The organism is Streptomyces sp. NPDC097595 (assembly GCF_044761525.1).
In the GTDB taxonomy this organism is placed as follows: Bacteria; Actinomycetota; Actinomycetes; order Streptomycetales; family Streptomycetaceae; genus Streptomyces; species Streptomyces drozdowiczii_A.
Window position 1 is genome coordinate 69,577 of record NZ_JBIWCN010000009.1, and the last position, 17,309, is coordinate 86,885.

17 protein-coding genes are annotated in these 17,309 nt (G+C 73.0%); 11 read left to right on the forward strand and 6 right to left on the reverse strand.

Going from position 1 to position 17,309, the window contains the following annotated elements:
- Positions 1–110 precede the first annotated feature (110 nt).
- Positions 111–1,211, reverse strand: coding sequence for an amidohydrolase family protein (locus ACIQZN_RS15955; RefSeq protein WP_403993216.1), 1,101 nt, complete (start codon positions 1,209–1,211; stop codon positions 111–113).
- A 134-nt stretch (positions 1,212–1,345) separates the two neighbouring features.
- Between ACIQZN_RS15955 and ACIQZN_RS15960 the strand changes: the two genes are divergently transcribed.
- The 6 genes from ACIQZN_RS15960 (at position 1,346) to ACIQZN_RS15985 (ending at position 7,096) form a co-directional block, all read left to right on the forward strand.
- A complete protein-coding gene (locus ACIQZN_RS15960) occupies positions 1,346–2,452 on the forward strand; it encodes a pyridoxal-phosphate-dependent aminotransferase family protein (RefSeq protein ID WP_403993218.1) in 1,107 nt (368 codons plus the stop codon).
- A 318-nt stretch (positions 2,453–2,770) separates the two neighbouring features.
- Entirely contained in the window at positions 2,771–3,301 is a 531-nt protein-coding gene (gene ectA / locus ACIQZN_RS15965) for a diaminobutyrate acetyltransferase (RefSeq protein ID WP_202534490.1), read from the forward strand.
- Between the two features lie 70 nt (positions 3,302–3,371).
- Complete coding sequence (gene ectB, locus ACIQZN_RS15970) at positions 3,372–4,634, forward strand: diaminobutyrate--2-oxoglutarate transaminase (RefSeq protein ID WP_403993221.1); 1,263 nt, start codon at positions 3,372–3,374, stop codon at positions 4,632–4,634.
- A 51-nt stretch (positions 4,635–4,685) separates the two neighbouring features.
- Positions 4,686–5,084 (forward strand): ectoine synthase, encoded by a 399-nt coding sequence (locus ACIQZN_RS15975; RefSeq protein WP_391261465.1) that lies wholly within the window; start codon positions 4,686–4,688, stop codon positions 5,082–5,084.
- 5 nt (positions 5,085–5,089) lie between these two features.
- On the forward strand, positions 5,090–5,983 hold the full coding sequence (gene thpD, locus ACIQZN_RS15980; RefSeq protein ID WP_403993225.1) for an ectoine hydroxylase: 894 nt from the start codon (positions 5,090–5,092) through the stop codon (positions 5,981–5,983).
- Positions 5,984–6,082: 99 nt separating this feature from the next.
- Entirely contained in the window at positions 6,083–7,096 is a 1,014-nt protein-coding gene (locus ACIQZN_RS15985) for a VOC family protein (protein ID WP_403993228.1), read from the forward strand.
- On the opposite strand, the gene ACIQZN_RS15990 is transcribed toward ACIQZN_RS15985, so the two are convergent.
- The 5 genes from ACIQZN_RS15990 to ACIQZN_RS16010 form a co-directional block, all read right to left on the reverse strand.
- Positions 7,093–8,154, reverse strand: coding sequence for an aminotransferase class V-fold PLP-dependent enzyme (locus ACIQZN_RS15990; RefSeq protein WP_403993231.1), 1,062 nt, complete (start codon positions 8,152–8,154; stop codon positions 7,093–7,095). The two genes, ACIQZN_RS15985 and ACIQZN_RS15990, sit on opposite strands and share 4 nt — an antisense overlap.
- A gap of 131 nt (positions 8,155–8,285) precedes the next feature.
- Positions 8,286–9,005, reverse strand: coding sequence for a DsbA family oxidoreductase (locus tag ACIQZN_RS15995; RefSeq protein WP_403993234.1), 720 nt, complete (start codon positions 9,003–9,005; stop codon positions 8,286–8,288).
- Between the two features lie 113 nt (positions 9,006–9,118).
- Entirely contained in the window at positions 9,119–9,631 is a 513-nt protein-coding gene (locus ACIQZN_RS16000; RefSeq protein WP_403993237.1) for a GNAT family N-acetyltransferase, read from the reverse strand.
- Positions 9,632–9,696: 65 nt separating this feature from the next.
- Positions 9,697–10,302, reverse strand: coding sequence for a DUF1349 domain-containing protein (locus tag ACIQZN_RS16005; RefSeq protein ID WP_403993240.1), 606 nt, complete (start codon positions 10,300–10,302; stop codon positions 9,697–9,699).
- Positions 10,299–11,819, reverse strand: coding sequence for an aldehyde dehydrogenase (NADP(+)) (locus ACIQZN_RS16010; protein WP_403993243.1), 1,521 nt, complete (start codon positions 11,817–11,819; stop codon positions 10,299–10,301). Before ACIQZN_RS16010 ends, ACIQZN_RS16005 begins: the two co-directional genes overlap by 4 nt.
- A gap of 168 nt (positions 11,820–11,987) precedes the next feature.
- Between ACIQZN_RS16010 and ACIQZN_RS16015 the strand changes: the two genes are divergently transcribed.
- From ACIQZN_RS16015 to ACIQZN_RS16035, 5 genes are all read left to right on the forward strand, one after another.
- Complete coding sequence (locus ACIQZN_RS16015) at positions 11,988–12,758, forward strand: IclR family transcriptional regulator (protein ID WP_161207045.1); 771 nt, start codon at positions 11,988–11,990, stop codon at positions 12,756–12,758.
- Positions 12,759–12,863: 105 nt separating this feature from the next.
- Positions 12,864–13,829 carry a hypothetical protein gene (locus ACIQZN_RS16020; protein WP_403993246.1) on the forward strand — a complete coding sequence of 322 codons (966 nt, stop codon included), beginning with the start codon at positions 12,864–12,866 and terminating at the stop codon, positions 13,827–13,829.
- Positions 13,826–15,100, forward strand: coding sequence for a sensor histidine kinase (locus tag ACIQZN_RS16025; RefSeq protein ID WP_403993249.1), 1,275 nt, complete (start codon positions 13,826–13,828; stop codon positions 15,098–15,100). The genes ACIQZN_RS16020 and ACIQZN_RS16025 overlap by 4 nt, the downstream gene beginning before the upstream one ends.
- Complete coding sequence (locus ACIQZN_RS16030) at positions 15,097–15,756, forward strand: response regulator transcription factor (RefSeq protein WP_073864730.1); 660 nt, start codon at positions 15,097–15,099, stop codon at positions 15,754–15,756. The genes ACIQZN_RS16025 and ACIQZN_RS16030 overlap by 4 nt, the downstream gene beginning before the upstream one ends.
- Positions 15,757–15,857: 101 nt before the next feature.
- Entirely contained in the window at positions 15,858–17,303 is a 1,446-nt protein-coding gene (locus tag ACIQZN_RS16035; protein WP_403993252.1) for a peptidoglycan D,D-transpeptidase FtsI family protein, read from the forward strand.
- Positions 17,304–17,309: the final 6 nt, after the last annotated feature.

Below are 17,309 nucleotides of genomic sequence, written 5' to 3' on the forward strand. Positions count from 1 at the left end.
CGGGGGCGTTTCGGACACACGAGGGCGGCCCGTAACGTCGGCTCTCCGTATGCGCGGAGAAGGTTCAACGAGCGGGCCGCCCTCCGGTCACTGCTGGTCAACGCGGTGTGTCAGCCGATCACGCGCCCGTTCAGGACGACCCGGCGCGGCCCGGCCAGCACCCGCACGTCCGCCCTCGGGTCCTCGTCGTACACCACGAGGTCGGCCGGCGCCCCCTCCTCCAGGCCGGGCCTGCCGAGCCAGGCCCTCGCCCCCCAGGTCGTCGCGGACAGCGCCTCCAGAGCCGGGATGCCCGCCTTGACGAGCTCCGCGACCTCGTCGGCCACCAGACCGTGCGCGAGGACCCCGCCCGCGTCGGTGCCGACGAAGACCGGCACCCCCGCGTCGTAGGCGGCGCGGACGGTGTCGTAACGGCGTTCGTGGAGCCGGCGCATATGGGCGGACCAGCGCGGGAACTTCGCCTCGCCGCTCTGCGCGAGCGAGGGGAAGGTGGCGATGTTGACCAGCGTGGGGACGATCGCCACACCGCGCTCCGCGAAGAGCGGGATGGTGTCCTCGGTGAGGCCCGTGGCGTGCTCGACGCAGTCGATCCCGGCCTCCACCAGGTCGCGCAGCGAGTCCTCCGCGAAGCAGTGCGCGGTGACGCGGGCGCCCAGCCGGTGCGCCTCCGCGATGGCCGCCCCGACCGCCTCGCGCGGCCAGAGCGCCGTCAGGTCGCCCACCTCGCGGTCGATCCAGTCGCCGACGAGCTTCACCCAGCCGTCGCCCCGGCGCGCCTCCTGGGCCACGTAGGCGACGAGCTCGTCGGGCTCGATCTCCCAGGCGTAGTTACGGGTGTAGCGGCGGGGCCGGGCGATGTGGCGGCCGGCCCGGATGATCTTCGGGAGGTCCTCGCGGTCGTCGATCCACCGGGTGTCGGCGGGCGAACCCGCGTCGCGCAGGAGCAGCGCCCCGGCCTCCCGGTCGTCCAGGGCCTGCTTCTCGCTGGTCGCGGCGTCCACCGCGCCGTGGTGGTCGAGTCCGACGTGGCAGTGGGCGTCGACCAGGCCGGGCAGGGCCCAGCCGGTGACGGTGACGGCGTCGTCCGTGCCGGGCGGCCGCTCGTAGGTGATCCGGCCGCCGACCGCCCAGAGCTCGTCCCTGACCTCCTCGGGTCCGACGAGCACCCGCCCCTTCACATGCAGCACCCGCGATGCCTCGTGATCACTCATGCACAGCACTGTACGAGGGGGCCCACCGCGTGCGACATGCCCTGTCCCGGCCCGTCCGAAGGGTGCTGGGTACTCTCGGAGGCGCCCGGTCAGCAGGCCGGAGCCCGCCGACCGAAACCGAAGAGAGCACCGCCGTGACGCACCCCTTCCTCGACCTCGCTCCGCTGACCGCCGCGCATTTCGCGGCGATCGAGCGGCGGGTGGCCGGTCTGCTGGCCACCGAGCAGGACGTCGTCATCATGCAGGGCGAGGCGCTGCTGCCCCTGGAGGGCTGTATCCGGGGCGGCGCCCGGCCCGGTTCGACGGCACTGAACGTGGTGACCGGCCCCTACGGGCAGACCTTCGGGAACTGGCTGCGCGACTGCGGGGCCGAGGTCGTCGACCTGGCGGTGCCGTTCCACACGGCCGTCACCGCGGACCAGGTCGCCGAGGCGCTGGCCGCGCACCCGGAGATCGACTTCGTCTCGCTGGTCCACGCCGAGGCGGCGACCGGGAACACCAATCCGGTCGCGGAGATCGGCGAGGTGGTGCGGGCGCACGGCGCGCTGTTCATGCTGGACGCGGTCGCCTCGGTGGGCGCCGAGCCGCTGCTGCCGGACGCCTGGGGCGTCGACCTGTGCGTGATCGGGGCGCAGAAGGCGATGGGCGGGCCCGCCGGTGTCTCGGCGGTGTCGGTGAGCGCGCGGGCCTGGGAGCGCATCGCGGCCAACCCGCTGGCGCCGCGCCGGTCCTACCTGTCGCTCCTCGACTGGAAGGAGCGCTGGATCGACGGCGGCCGCAAGGCGCTGCTGCACGCCCCGGCCCAGCTGGAGATGCTGGCCCTGGAAGCGTGTGTGGAGCGGATCGAGGCGGAGGGCCTCGACGCGGTCATGGCCCGGCACGCGGCGGCCGCGGCGGCCACCCGGGCCGGTGCGGTGGCGCTGGGCGGCGGCCTGACCCCGTACGTCCATGAGGCGCGGGACGCGGCGCCGGTGGCGACGACGCTCCGCACGCCCGAGGGCGTGGACGCGTCCGAGCTGGTCGCGCGGGCGCTCGCGGGAGAGCCCTCGCTGCCGCTGATCGCGGGCGGGGGCGCGCTGGCCAAGGAGATGATCCGGGTCAATCACTACGGGGTGGATGCGACGCGGGGCGCGGTGCTCTCCTCGCTCGCGGCTCTGGGGTCGGCGCTGGCCGGGGCCGGCCGGCAGGTCGATCTGGAGGCTGCCCGGAAGGCCGTTGCGGAAACCTGGCCCAGCGCATAAAAGCGCATCCGATAAACAATGCGGGGAGCTGTCTGAGTCAGAACAGCTCCCCGCATTCTTATGCCCGCTTCTCCCAGGGCTAAACACCCCAGTTATCAAGCTGTTTTCGGACCCCGTTTCGGTTGTGTGTGGAGAGAGTTATGGGCTTGTGACCGACTCCACACAGCCGAAGATTTGCCCGATAAATACCGGACAGAACGCCAGAAAATGAAACGGACTCGCGCCGGTGCGCGCACCCGCCTGATAACACAGATGCCTGCCCCACCCAACCCTTTGCGTCGATGCAATTCAACGACTTGCTAGGTAAATTCAAATGCCATGACCGCCGCACCAGCAGATTTTGCAAGTGCCCGAAGCGAATTCCTTACGATCGACACGCCACGAGTGGAGGACGGGGCCGCGATCTGGCGCATCGCCCGCGACTCCGAGGTCCTGGACCTCAACTCCTCGTACAGCTACCTGCTGTGGTGTCGTGACTTCGCGGCGACCTCCGTGGTCGCCCGTGACGAGACCGGCGCCCCGGTCGCCTTCGTGACGGGGTACATCAGGCCTGACCGTCCCGAGACGCTCGTCGTCTGGCAGGTGGCCGTCGACCACGGCCACCGCGGTACGGGCCTGGCGGCCAAGCTGCTGGACTCCCTGACCGCGCGGGTCGCCGCCGAACAGGGCCTGGCCTCGGTCGAGACGACCGTCACCCCGGACAACACCGCGTCGGACCGCCTGTTCACCTCCTACGCGCAGCGCCACGACGTGGCCCTGGAGCGCGAGGTGCTCTTCGACGGCGGACTGTTCCCCGAAGGCACCCATCTGCCGGAAGTGCTGTACCGCATCGGCCCGTTCCACGCCTGAGCGCGCACTCCCACCCACCGCAGCATCCTTCAACGCCGCCCGTCACACCCCCTCACGCAGGAGATCCGCTGTGACCATCACCCCGCCCGCCCTCAGTGTCTTCGAGACCCTGGAATCCGAGGTCCGGAGCTACTGCCGCGGCTGGCCCGCCGTGTTCGACCGCGCCCAGGGCGCCCGGCTGACCGACGAGGACGGCCACTCCTACCTGGACTTCTTCGCCGGCGCCGGCTCGCTCAACTACGGCCACAACAACCCGGTGCTCAAGCGCGCGCTGATCGACTACATCGAACGCGACGGCATCACGCACGGCCTCGACATGGCGACCACCGCCAAACGCGCCTTCCTGGAGACCTTCCAGAACGTCGTGCTGCGCCCTCGCGACCTTCCGTACAAGGTGATGTTCCCCGGTCCGACGGGCACCAACGCCGTCGAGTCGGCGCTGAAGCTCGCCCGTAAGGTCAAGGGCCGCGAGTCCGTCGTCTCGTTCACCAACGCCTTCCACGGCATGTCGCTCGGCTCGCTGGCCGTGACCGGCAACGCGTTCAAGCGGGCCGGTGCCGGCATCCCGCTGGTGCACGGCACGCCGATGCCGTTCGACAACTACTTCGACGGCCAGGTCCCCGACTTCCTCTGGTTCGAACGGCTCCTGGAGGACCAGGGCTCCGGGCTCAACCACCCGGCCGCCGTGATCGTGGAGACCGTCCAGGGCGAGGGCGGCATCAATGTCGCCCGCGCCGAGTGGCTGCGCGCGCTCCAGGACCTGTGCCACCGCCGGGACATGCTGCTGATCGTCGACGACATCCAGATGGGCTGCGGCCGGACCGGCGGCTTCTTCTCCTTCGAGGAGGCCGGCATCACGCCGGACATCGTGACGCTGTCGAAGTCCATCAGCGGCTACGGACTGCCCATGTCGCTCTGCCTGTTCAAGCCGGAGCTGGACGTCTGGGAGCCCGGCGAGCACAACGGCACCTTCCGCGGCAACAACCCCGCGTTCGTCACCGCCGCCGCCGCGCTGGACGCCTACTGGGCCGACGGTCAGATGGAGAAGCAGACGCTGGCCCGGGGCGAGCAGGTCGAGCAGACGATGCTGGCCATCTGCGGCGAGCACGACAGCGCCAGCTTCCGGGGCCGCGGCCTGGTCTGGGGCCTGGAGTTCGAGGACCCGGCGCGCGCCTCCGCGGTCTGCGCCCGCGCGTTCCAGCTGGGGCTGCTCCTGGAGACCTCCGGCCCGCAGAGCGAGGTCGTGAAGCTGCTTCCGCCGCTCACCATCACGCCCGAGGAGCTGGACGAGGGCCTGCGCACGCTGGCCCGTGCCGTCCGGGAGACCGCCTGACGGCCCGGACCGCACACCTCACCTTCGTAGAGAGAAAGGCACCGAACCACCGTGATCGTCCGATCGTTCGCCGATGTCGAGAACACCGACCGGCATATCAAGGCCGCCTCCGGCACCTGGGAGAGCAAGCGCATCGTGCTCGCCGAGGAGAAGGTCGGCTTCTCGCTCCACGAAACCACGATGTACGCGGGTACCGAGACGTCGATGTGGTACGCGAACCACATCGAGGCGGTCCTGTGCGTCGAGGGCGAGGCAGAGCTGACCAACGACGAGACCGGTGAGAAGCACTGGATCACGCCGGGGACGATGTACCTGCTCAACGGCCACGAGCGCCACACGATGCGGCCCAAGACCGACTTCCGCTGCGTCTGCGTCTTCAACCCGCCGGTCACCGGACGGGAGGAGCACGACGAGAACGGTGTCTATCCACTGCTGACCGAGGAGGGCTGAACCCCATGACCACCGACGTACGCACCGATCTGTACCCCTCGCGCGGCGCCGCCGAGATGACCACTCCCCGCCAGGACCCGGTCATCTGGTCCGCGCCGGGCGCACCGGGTCCGATCAGCGCCAAGGAGCTCCAGGGCTACGAGCACGACGGCTTCCTGCCCGTCGAGCAGCTGATCACCCCGGACGAGGTAGCCGGCTACCACGCCGAGCTGGAACGGCTGATCGCCGACCCGGCCGTCCGCGCCGACGAGCGCTCCATCATCGAACCGAAGTCGCAGTCCGTACGGTCGGTCTTCGAGGTCCACCGGATCAGCGAGGTCTTCGCCCGGCTGGTCGCCGACGAGCGGGTGGTGGGCCGGGCCCGCCAGATCCTCGGTTCGGACGTCTACGTCCACCAGTCGCGGATCAACGTCAAGCCCGGTTTCGGGGCTTCGGGGTTCTACTGGCACTCGGACTTCGAGACCTGGCACGCGGAGGACGGTCTGCCGAACATGCGGACGGTGTCCGTGTCGATCGCGCTGACCGAGAACCACGACACCAACGGCGGGCTGATGATCATGCCCGGCTCGCACAAGTCGTTCCTCGGCTGCTCGGGTGAGACGCCGAAGGACAACTACAAGAAGTCGCTCCAGATGCAGGACGCGGGCACCCCGTCCGACGAGGCGCTGACGAAGATGGCCGACCGGCACGGCATCAGGCTCTTCACGGGCAAGCCCGGTTCGGCGACCTGGTTCGACTGCAACGCGATGCACGGCTCGGGCGACAACATCACGCCGTACGCACGCAGCAATGTGTTCATCGTGTTCAACAGCGTGGAGAACGCCGCGCAGGAGCCGTTCGCGGCGCCGATCCGCCGCCCGGAGTTCATCGGGGCGCGCGACTTCACCCCGGTGAAGTAGGTCCCGGCAGGGCCTTGGAGGGGGTGGTACGGATTCCCGTGCCACCCCCTCCGGCATATCTCGGTGGACCGGGGCGGGGCCGGCGGCAACAGTGGGCGCATGACATCCCACGTACAGCACATCACCATCGACTGCGCCGACGCCTACGCGCTGGGCACCTTCTGGTCGGCCGTGCTCGGCGCCCCGCTCTCCGACGACGACCACCCCGGCGACCCCGAGGCCCTGGTCGAAGCGCCGGGCGCCGCCCTCCTGTTCGTCACCGTGCCCGACAAGAAGCAGACCAAGAACCGCGTCCATCTGGATATCAAGCCCGAGGACCGCGGCCGGGACGAGGAGGTCGAACGGCTGCTGGCCCTCGGCGCGACCCTGGTCGCCGACCACCGCAAGCCGAATGGGCGGGGCTGGGCGACCCTGGCCGATCCGGAGGGCAACGAGTTCTGCGTGGAGTGCGGCGCGGCCGAGCGGGCGGCGCTCACCGGTACGCGGCTGCCGGTCACCGCGGACGATGTGACCGAGGCGGTCCGCCTGACGGTCGACACGCTCGCCGCCGCCGCGTCCGCCGACTGGCGCGTCCCGGCCGGGACGCTGACGTGGGAGTGCTGGGAGACCGCGGAGCACCTGAGCGACGACCTCTTCTCGTACGCCGTCCAACTCGGCCCCCGCGCACCCTCGGTGGAGACCCACGCGCCCTACCACTACGCCCCCCGGCACGAGGGCGGCCCGTGGAACGCGATTTTCGCGGACCCGGAGGCGGGTGCGGCGGGGCTGCTCCAGACCGTGGAGGCGAGCGGTGCGCTGCTGGCCGCGATGGTCCGTACGGCGTCCCCGGCCACCCGCTCGTACCACGCGTACGGGGTCTCCGACCCGGAGGGCTTCGCGGCCATGGGCGTCGTGGAGACCCTGGTGCACGCCCATGACATCGCCTCGGGCCTGGGCGTCTCCTGGCAGCCGCCCGCCGCCCTGTGCGACCGGGCGCTGGCCCGGCTCTTCCCCGGGGCGCCGGACGACAAGGACCGGTGGGCCGTGCTGCTCTGGTCCACCGGTCGCGCCGAACTGCCCGGCCGGGAGCGCGTGACGTCCTGGAAGTGGCGGAGCGCCCCGCTGGAGGGCTAGGAGGCCAGCACGTCGAGCGCGCGGTCCACGTCCGCCTCGGTGTTGTAGAGGTGGAAGGACGCGCGCAGGTTGCCGGCCCGGCCGGCGACCAGCACCCCGGCCCGCTGGAGCTCCGGTGCCCGGTCGCCGAGGCCGGGCACCGCGACGACGACGGTGTCCGCCTCCACGGGCTCGTGCCCGAGGGCCGTCACCCCGGCGCGGAAGCGGTCGGCCAGCGCGATGGCGTGGTCGTGCAGCGCCTCGACGCCGATCCCGTGGAGCAGGGCGAGGGAGTGCTCGGCGCCGTGGTACGCGAGGTAGACGGGCGGCTCGTCGTAGCGGTGGGCGTCGGCGGCGAGCTTGGTGACCGGTCCGTACACGCTGCCCCAGGGGTCCTCGGAGGCGGCCATCCCCACGTCGACCGGCTTCACGTCCTCCTGCGCCTCCTCGGTGACGGTGAGGAACGACGTACCACGCGGGCAGAGCAGGTACTTGAAGCCGCCGGTGACCGTGTAGTCGTAGGCCCCCGCGTCGAGCGGCAGCCAGCCCGCGGACTGGGTGGCGTCCAGCAGGGTGCGGGCGCCGTGGGCGGCCGCGGCGGCCCGGACCGCGTCCAGGTCGGCGCGCCGGCCGTCCGCCGACTGCACCGAGGAGAAGGCGACGAGCGCGGTGGACGGGCGCACGGCTCCGGCCAGCCCGTCCAGCGGCACGTACCGCATGTCGAGGTCGCCGCGGATCGCGAAGGGGCTGACGACCGAGCTGAACTCGCCCTCGGGGACGAGCACTTCGGCCCCCGGGGGCAGCGAGGCCGCGATCAGCCCGACGTGGGCGACGACCGAGCTGCCGACGGCGACCCGGTCGGCCCCGACGCCGACGAGCCGCGCGAAGCCGTCCCGGGCGCGGTCCACCGCCGCGAAGTCCCCCGAACCGTTGCGGCGGCCGGAGGCGCCCTCCTCGGCGAGGGCCTTCACCGCGTCGACGGTGCGGCGGGGCAGCAGCCCGCAGGTGGAGGTGTTGAGGTAGGTGGTCTCGGGCGCGAACTCGGCGGCGACGGCACGGCTGAGCGGAGAGATCGTCATGTGGTTCAGCGTGAACCTTCGCCGATCTGGGGTCAATTGACAAAAATTCACGGCCGCCCCCAAGAGATGCTTATGCGTCGGGGCCCGCGCGGGCCGCCGCGCGGGCCGCCGGGAACGGCCCGCGCGAGGGGTCAGGCGTTCCGCGCCGCCGCTCCGGGGACCTCGCAGGCCCCGTCCGCGTCGCAGGCCGCCGCGTCGCCGGCGGCGGTCACCGGGCGGTCCTGCCACGCCTGTTCCAGCGCCTGGGCGAAGACCTCGGCGGGCTGGCCGCCGGAGATGCCGTAGCGCCGGTCGAACACGAAGAACGGCACCGCGTTGGCGCCCAGCTCGGCCGCCTCCCGCTCGTCGGCGCGCACCTCGTCGGCGTACGCCTTCGGGTCGGCAAGCACCGCGCGCGCCTCCTCGGCGTCGAGTCCCGCCTCGACGGCCAGGTCCAGCAGGACGGAGTCGTCGAAGACGGACCGCTCCTCGGCGAAGTTGGCCCGGTAGGCGAGGGCCAGCAGCTCGTCCTGGCGGCCGCGGACCTTGGCCAGGTGCAGCAGGCGGTGGATGTCGAAGGTGCTGCCGTGGTCGCGGCCCTCGGCGCGGTAGCCGAGCCCTTCGGCCTGGGCGTTGGCCGCGACGTTGGCCTCCATCGCGCGGACCTCGTCGGGGCTGCGCCCGTACTTCCGCGCCAGCATGTCGGCGACCAGCTCGATGTCGTCCTTGGCACGGCCGGGGTCGAGCTCGAAGGAGCGGTGCACCACCTCGACGTCGTCGCGGTGGGCGAAGCCCGCGAGACCCTTCTCGAAACGGGCTTTTCCGACATAACACCAGGGGCAGGCGATGTCGCTCCAGATCTCGACGCGCATGACTCTTCTTCTCTCCGGACTGATCGACGGCTGCGGCAGGGCGCGGAGGCACCCTCCGCTCCCCGCCCAACGCGTGGCGGGCCCGTGCCATTCCCGGGCCCGTGCCCGTGTGGTCAGCCTCTCCCGGGCGCTTCCGACACCGCTTCCGGCACCGCTTCCGGCACCGCGAGGCGCAGCACCAGATGGTCGCCGTGCCGGGGCGTCTCCGGGTCGGCGGCCCAGCCACTCGCGGAGTAGAACGCCTGGGCGCGCTGGTTGGGCTCGAAGACCTCCAGCCGGGCCCGCGTCACGCCGCGCCGCTGCCAGTCGGCGATACACGCGAGGTGCAGGGCACTGCCGACGCCCTCGCGCCAGTGGGCCGGGGAGACGTGGAGCTGGGTGAGGTACGTCCAGCCGTCGCGCACGGAGTGGGCGGCGATGCCGACGAGGGCGCCGTCCTGCTCGGCGACGAGCACGGTGGCGTCCTCCCGGTCCACCGCGCGGGCCCAGCCGTCCCGGGCCCGGCCGACCTCGGCCGGGCCCGCGTACTCCTCCTCGGCGAGATGCCCGCTGTAGTAGGTGGCCCTGGCCTCGGAGTGCAGGGCGACTATCGCGTCGAGGTCGTCCTGCGTCGCTGTACGGATCATGGTGGGGAGGACGTACGGGCCGGGGCGCCGGTTCCGCCGCCCCGGCCCGGTCCGGACGAAAGGCGTCAGCTGCCGTCGCGGAGGTCCGCCGGGCTCTCCCCCCGGAAGGCGATCCGGTCGAAGGCCACCTCGCAGCCCTCGCCCGTGGGCGACTGGGCGAGGAAGCCGACGGAGGCGGTGGCCGCCTGCTCCGGGGTGCCGAGGGTGAAGACGCGGACGAAGGTCCACTTCTCGCCGTCGGCCGAGGCGTGGAAGGCGAAGGCGTGTCCCGTACGGCTCAGGCGCAGCCAGTGGGTGTCGCCGTCCACGACGGAGGAGTTGACGTCGTCCGAGTGGCCCCGGGTGACCACCGTGCAGACGGTCGGGCGCTCCGGGGACAGCTCCAGGCAGAGCTTGGCCCATTCCCGGTCGCCGACATGGAGGTAGAGCACGCCCGCGTCGAAGGCGGCGGCGAAGCCCACCTTCACCCGGGCGACGAGCTGGAAGTCGCCCGCCGGGGCGGCGCCGAGCAGCCGGGGCGCGTCGCTCGCCGGTTCCAGGCTGTCGCCGCCCGGCGGCACGAAGCGGTCCTGGCGGGCACCGGCGCGGCCGGTGAGCGCGCCGCTCTCGTACGTCCAGCCGCCCTCGGGGCCGTACGGCCGGAGCGCGAAGGGGAGTTCGGGGAGGTTCATGCGGGTCGTCCGTCCACGCGGCGGGGCAGGCCCAGCGGGTTGTCCTCGCGCAGCTCCGGCGGGAGGAGCGCTTCGGGGGTGGTCTGGTAGCTGACCGGGCGCAGCCAGCGCTCGATGGCGGTGGCGCCGACCGAGGTGGAGGTGGAGGTGGTGGCCGGGTAGGGGCCGCCGTGGTGCTGGGCCGGGGCGACGGCGACGCCGGTCGGCCAGCCGTTGACGAGGACCCGTCCGGCGAGCGGGGTGAGGGCGGCGAGGAGGTCCGCCGCACCGCCCCCGGCCTCCTCGGTGGCGAGGTGGAGGGTGGCGGTGAGGTTGCCGGGGAGGCGGGTGAGGACGGCGGTGATCTCGTCCTCGGAGGCGTAGCGGGCGACGACGGCGACCGGGCCGAAGCACTCCTCCAGGAGCGCGTCGTGCGGGCCCTCGGCGGTGAGCGGGCCGGCCGGGACGGTCAGGAAGCCGGCCGCGACGGTGTGCTCGCCGCCCGCGCCGGGGGTGACGGGCGCCTCGACCCCGGGGAGCGCGGCGCGCTCGGTGACCCCGGAGAGGAAGGCGTCGCGCATGCGGTGGTCGAGGAGGACCCCGGCCTCGGTGTCGCTGACGGCCTCGGTGAGCGCCTTGAGGAGGCGGTCGCCGCCCTCGCCCTCGGGGACCAGGACGAATCCGGGCTTGGTGCAGAACTGGCCCGCGCCCATGGTCATCGAGCCGGCCAGGCCCGCGCCGATCTCCTCGCCGCGCTCGGCGGCCGCGGCCTCCGTGACGACGACGGGGTTGAGGGAGCCCAGCTCGCCGTGGAAGGGGATGGGCGCGGGGCGGGCGGCGGCCGCGTCGAACAGGGCGCGCCCGCCGCGCACCGAGCCGGTGAAGCCGGCGGCGGCGACGAGGGGGTGCCGGACGAGGGCGACGCCCGCGTCGAAGCCGTGGACCAGGGTGACGACGTCCTCGGGCAGCCCGGTACGCGCGGCGGCCCGGCGCAGGACCGAGGCGCAGAGCTCGGAGGTCGCCGGGTGGTCCGGGTGGGCCTTGACGACGACGGGGCAGCCGGCCGCGAGGGCGCTGGCGGTGTCGCCGCCGGGCACGGAGAAGGCGAGCGGGAAGTTGCTGGCCGCGTAGACCGCGACGACGCCCAGCGGGATCTTGTAGCGGCGCAGGTCGGGCCAGGGCGGGGTGCGGGTGGCGTCCGCGTGGTCGATGTGGATGTCGAGGAAGGCGCCCTCGTCGACGACCTCCGCGAAGGCCCGCAGCTGGGCCGCGGTGCGCGCGAGTTCGCCGGTCAGCCGGGCCGGGCCGAGGGCGGTCTCGGCGTCGGCGGCCTCGATGACGTGGTCCCCGGCCTCGGTGAGCAGTTCGGCGGCCGTACGCAGGAACGCGGCGCGCTTCGTGCGGTCGGCGAGGGAGCCGCGTACCGCGTGGGCGGCGCGGACCGCGCGGTCGACCTCCTCCGCTGTGGCCTCCACCGCAACCTGCTCGCGCGGGTTCCCGGTGCGGGGGTCGACGCTCCAGACTGGTGCTGCTGCCACCGTGTTTCCTTCCGCTCCACTGCCGCACATCAGAAGTCGTCCGGTATAAGCTGTTCGGTATTCTGAACAGCGTTCCTGAACGTGAATGTGAAGCGACTCTATTTCCGGGCGTTCGGTGTTGGCAAGAAGTCGCAGGGTTTCGTCGGCGGGGTGAAAGGGGTCAGGGCGATGTCGGTTCCCGAGTCGGGTGGGGCGCAGGTCAAGTCCGCGGTACGGACGGTCGAGCTGCTGGAGTACTTCGCGGGACGGCCCGGCATGCACTCGCTCGCCGCGGTCCAGGAGGCCGTCGGCTACCCGAAGTCCAGCCTCTACATGCTGCTGCGCACCCTGGTGGAGCTGGGCTGGGTGGAGACCGACGCGACCGGCACGCGGTACGGGATCGGCGTACGGGCCCTGCTGGTCGGCACCTCGTACATCGACGGCGACGAGGTCGTCGCCGCGGCCCGCCCCACGCTCGACCGGCTCTCCGACGACACCACGGAGACCATCCACCTGGCCCGGCTCGACGGCACCAACGTGGTCTACCTCGCCACCCGCCAGTCCCAGCACTATCTGCGCCCCTTCACCCGGGTCGGCCGCCGGCTGCCCGCGCACTCCACCTCGCTCGGCAAGGCGCTGCTGGCCACCTACAGCGACGAGCAGGTCCGCAAGATGCTGCCCGAGACGCTTCCCGCGCTCACCGAACACACCCTGACGGACCGGGAGAAGCTCATCGAGGAGCTGCACCAGATCCGCGAGCAGGGGTACGCGGTGGACCGCGAGGAGAACACGCTGGGGCTGCGCTGCTTCGGCGTCGCCGTCCCGTACCGCACCCCGGCCCGGGACGCCATCAGCTGCTCGGTGCCGGTCGCCCGGCTGACGCCCGCGCACGAACAGACCGTCAAGGACGCGCTGTTCGACGCGCGGGACCGGCTGACGCTCGCCACCCGCAGGCTCTGACGCCCCAGGGCTTTCAGAGGCCCCGGTCCGTCTCCCCCGCGCGGCGGAGGCGGATCGTCTCCGGGCAGGAGGTGCGGGGGCGCGCCGCCCGGCAGCGTGGAGGCCATGACCACCGCCTCAGCCCGCACCGCGCTGCGCACCGTCGCCATCGTCTCCTGCCTGCCCTACATGACGCTCAAGACCGCCTGGGTGGCGGGCAGCCGCGTCGGGATCCCGGACGGCAGCGCGCTGCTGGACCACCGCGCCCTGATGGCCGTCGCCAACGGCGGTTCGGTGCTGATGGACGGCGCGGTGGTGGTCCTGGCGCTGCTGCTCACCCGGCCCTGGGGGCTGCGGGTGCCCGCCTGGCTGCTGGTGCTGCCGGTGTGGACGGCGACCGGGCTGCTGCTGCCGATCATGACCGGGTATCCGGCGCAGCTGCTGGTCCGGGCGCTGGGCGGGAGCACCGACGGCGCGGACGCCGCGGGCCGGCCGTTCCTGCGCGAATGGGTCTTCGGTGTCGTCTACGGCGGCTTCATCCTCCAGGGCCTGTCCCTGGGCGCCCTGTTCGTGCTGTACGCCCGTGACCGCTGGGGCCACCTCTGGCGGGGCACGCTGGGCGAGCTGCCCGCGAGCCCGACCGCGCCCGCGCTGCGGGCCGCCACCGTCGCCGCGTCGCTGCTGGCCCTGGCGCCCGGCACCGCGCATCTGCTCTGGGCGGCGGGCTCGACGGCCGGGCTCACCCCGGACCGGGTGGCCGGGCGGGACAGCGGCTTCCATGTGCTGGAGGCGGTGTACGTGCTGTGGATCGCGGTCGCCGTGGCCGGGGTCCTGCTGCTCGCCTTCCGCCGGTCCGCGCTGCCGCTGCCGGTGCCGCTCGCGCTGGCGTGGGGCGGGTCGGGGGCGACGGCCTGCTGGGGCGGCTGGCTCTGCCTGGCCGCGCTGGGCTCGGCCGGGGAGGGCGCGGAAAGCGCCACGCCCGGCATGGTGCTCACCTACGCTGTGCAGATGCTGGTCGGAACGCTGGTGGTGACCCTCGGCGCGTACTTCCTCGCGGAGCGCGCGGCCGGGACGCGGGGCGCCCCGGCATGACCCCGCTGATAGTCCGGCCGGCGGGCCGTCGCGCCCGGCTGCGCTGGCTGCACCTGATCATCGGCGGTGCCCTGCTGATGCCCTACTTCCTGGTCGGCACGGTGGTCGTCGGCCTGTACGCGCCCGGCACCAACGTCTTCACCTCGCTCCCCGCCCAACTCGCCGCCTTCGGTTGCGCCCTGCCGATGGCCGCCGTCACCGCGCTGCTGCCCACCGCCCGGCCGCTCTCGGTGGCCGCCGCCCGCGCCCTCTGCGGCCTTGCCCCGGACCGGCCGCTCGCGGACGGGCCCGCCGCCTCCCGCCAGGCGCGGGTGCGCTCGGCCGCCTGGTTCACGCTGCACGTGGGGCTCGGCGGGATCGTCAGCGGGATGACGCTGGCGCTCGTCCCGTTCGCGGTCTGCGTGATGGCGCTGCCGTTCGTCCCGGCCCTCCACGCATCCGCCGCCCTGGACGCCCGCCCGGCCCTGGACCACACCTGGGTCCTGGCCGTCGCGCCCCCGGCCGGGGCGGCCATGCTCCTGGCACTCGCGGGGTGCGCGGCGGCGGCCGGGGCGCTGCTCGCGGACCGGGCGCCCGTGCTGCTCGGCCCGACCCCGGACGACCGGCTGGCCGCCGCCGAGCGCCGGGCCGCCGAGCTGGCCGTGCGCAACCGGCTCGCCCGGGAGCTGCACGACTCGGTGGGCCACGCGCTGAGCGCCGTCACCCTCCAGGCGGGGGCCGCCCGCCGGGTCCTGGACAGCGACCCCGGGTTCGTCCGGGAGGCGCTCGCCGCGATCGAGGAGACCACGCGGCGCACGGTCGGCGAACTCGACGCGGTCCTCGGCCTGTTGCGGCAGGACGGCGACGGGGCCGGCGGGGCCGACGCGCTCGCGGGCCCCGGGCTCGACGCGCTCGGCGGGCTGCTCGCCCGGTGCGGGGTGCCCGTGCGCTACGAGGCCGAGGGCGACCCGGGCGCGGTGCCCGGCCCCGTCTCGGCCGAGGCGTACCGGATCGTGCAGGAGGGCCTGAGCAACGCGCTGCGGCACGGCGTCCCCGGCTCGCCGGTCCGGCTGCGCATCGGCGTCGGCCCCCGCGAGCTGGCCATCGTCCTGGACAGCGCGCTCTCCCCGCGTCCCCCGGTCGCCCGCCCCGGCGGCGGACGCGGCCTGACCGGTGTCGCGGAGCGCGCCCTGCTGCTCGGCGGCGCCACCGAGGCCGGACCCCGCGACGACGGCGTGTGGCGGCTGGCCGCCCGCCTCCCCCTGCATGCCCCCGCCAAGGAGCCCCGATGAGCACGCCGGTCCGGATCGTCCTCGCCGACGACGAACGCATGGTGCGCACCGCACTGCGGGCCATCCTGGACGCCGAGGACGGCCTGGAGGTCGTCGGCGAGGCGGCCACCGGCGCCGAGGCGGTCTCCGTGGTGCGGGCGCTGCGGCCCGACGTGGTGCTGATGGATGTGCGGATGCCCGAGACGGACGGCATCCGGGCCACCGAGCAGATCCTCGCCACGCTGGACCCGGCCCCGCGCGTCCTGGTCGTCACCACCTTCGAGCACGACGCCTATGTGTACGAGGCGCTGCGCGCCGGGGCGGCGGGTTTCCTGCTGAAGCGGGCGGCGGCCGAGGAGCTGGTGCAGGCGGTCCGGCTGGTGGCGTGCGGCGACTCGCTGCTCTTTCCGGCCGCCGTGCGGCAGCTCGCCGCCGCATACGGGACGCCCGCGCCGGCCCCCGCCCCGCCGTGGGCCGCTCGGCTCACCGAGCGGGAGGCGCAGGTGCTGCGGCTGATCGCGGCGGGGCTGACGAACGCGGAGATCGCGGACCGGCTGGCGGTGGGCGCGGCGACGGCCAAGACGCATGTGGCGGCGGTCCTCGCGAAGACCGGGGCCCGGGACCGTACGCAGGCCGTCATCACGGCGTACGAGTCGGGGTTCATCACGCCGGGCTGAGCCCCGTACAGCCGTGAACGCCGTGGTCACCGTATGAGGAAACGGTGAGAAGCGGCACAACCGGGAACGACCCGCCGGACCCCGCTCGTCCCCCATGCGGGATGAACAAGACGATCAGGCGCGCCTCGGTCTTCTGCCTGCTGCTGGTCCTCGCCCTCCTCGGGCGGGCGACCTGGGTGCAGGCGTACCAGGCCAAGGCGCTCGCAGACGACGACCACAACCGGCGGAAGACCATCGCGCAGTACGCGCAGCCGCTGGGGAACATCATCGTGGCCGGTTCGCCGGTCACGGGCTCGAAGCGGACGGAGGGCAGCGATCTCGCGTACAAGCGCACCTACCGGCAGGGCGACCTCTACTCGTCCGTGACCGGCTACAGCTCGCAGGCGTACGGCTCGACGCAGCTCGAAGGGATCTACAGCCATGTGCTGGACGGCACCGACGACCGGCTGAAGAGCCCGCTGGGCGCGATCACCGGGAAGCGGTCCGCGCCCGGTGACGTGGTGACGACGATCGACCCGGACGTCCAGAAGGCGGCGAGCGACGCGCTCGGCGACGAGAAGGGCGCGGCCGTGGCGATCGACCCGAGGAGCGGGCAGATCCTGGGCATGGTCTCCTCCCCGTCGTACGACCCTTCGGACATCAGCGGCACGAACGACGGCGACACCTGGTCGAAGCTGCTCACCGACAAGGACAAGCCGCTCGTCAACCGGGCGATGCGGCAGCCGCTCGCGCCCGGCTCGACGTTCAAGCTGGTCGTGGCGTCGGCCGCGCTGGAGAACGGGCTGTACGACTCCGTGGACGAGCCGACGAAGAGCCCCGTCCCGTACACCCTGCCGGGCACCAGCACCCCGCTGCGGAACGAGAGCGCGTCCGCCCCCTGCGAGAACGCCTCGCTGCGCGTCGCCCTCCAGTACTCGTGCAACAACGTCTTCGGCAAGGTCGCCGCCGACCTGGGCCAGGACAAGGTGCGGGCGATGGCGGAGAAGTTCGGCTTCAACGACGAGAAGCTGGACGTGCCGGTGCGGGCGTCCGAGAGCGTGTATCCGAAGGACATGGACAAGCCGCAGACCGCGCTGTCGGGCATCGGCCAGTTCGAGGTGACCGCGACCCCGCTCCAGATGGCGATGGTCTCCGCCGCCCTGGCCAACGGCGGTGAGCTGGCCGCCCCGCACATGGTGTCGAAGGTGACCGACGGGGACGGCGGCACGCTGGAGGACTTCGCGGACGGCGACACGAAGCGGATCGTCTCCGAGGACACCGCGAAGCAGCTGCGCAGCGCCATGGTGACCGTGGTGGAGAAGGGCACCGGCACCAACGCCCGGATCGCCGGGGCCGAGGTCGGCGGCAAGACGGGCACCGCCGAGAACGGCGTGGACAACAGCAACACCCCGTACGCCTGGTTCACCTCGTACGCCAAGTCCGGCGGCCAGGAGGTCGCGGTGGCCGTGATCGTGGAGGACTCCGGTTCGACCGCGTCCGAGGTCAGCGGCAACGGGCTGGCGGCGCCGGTCGCCAGGAAGATGATGGAGGCGGCGCTGCGGCGGTAGGGCCTG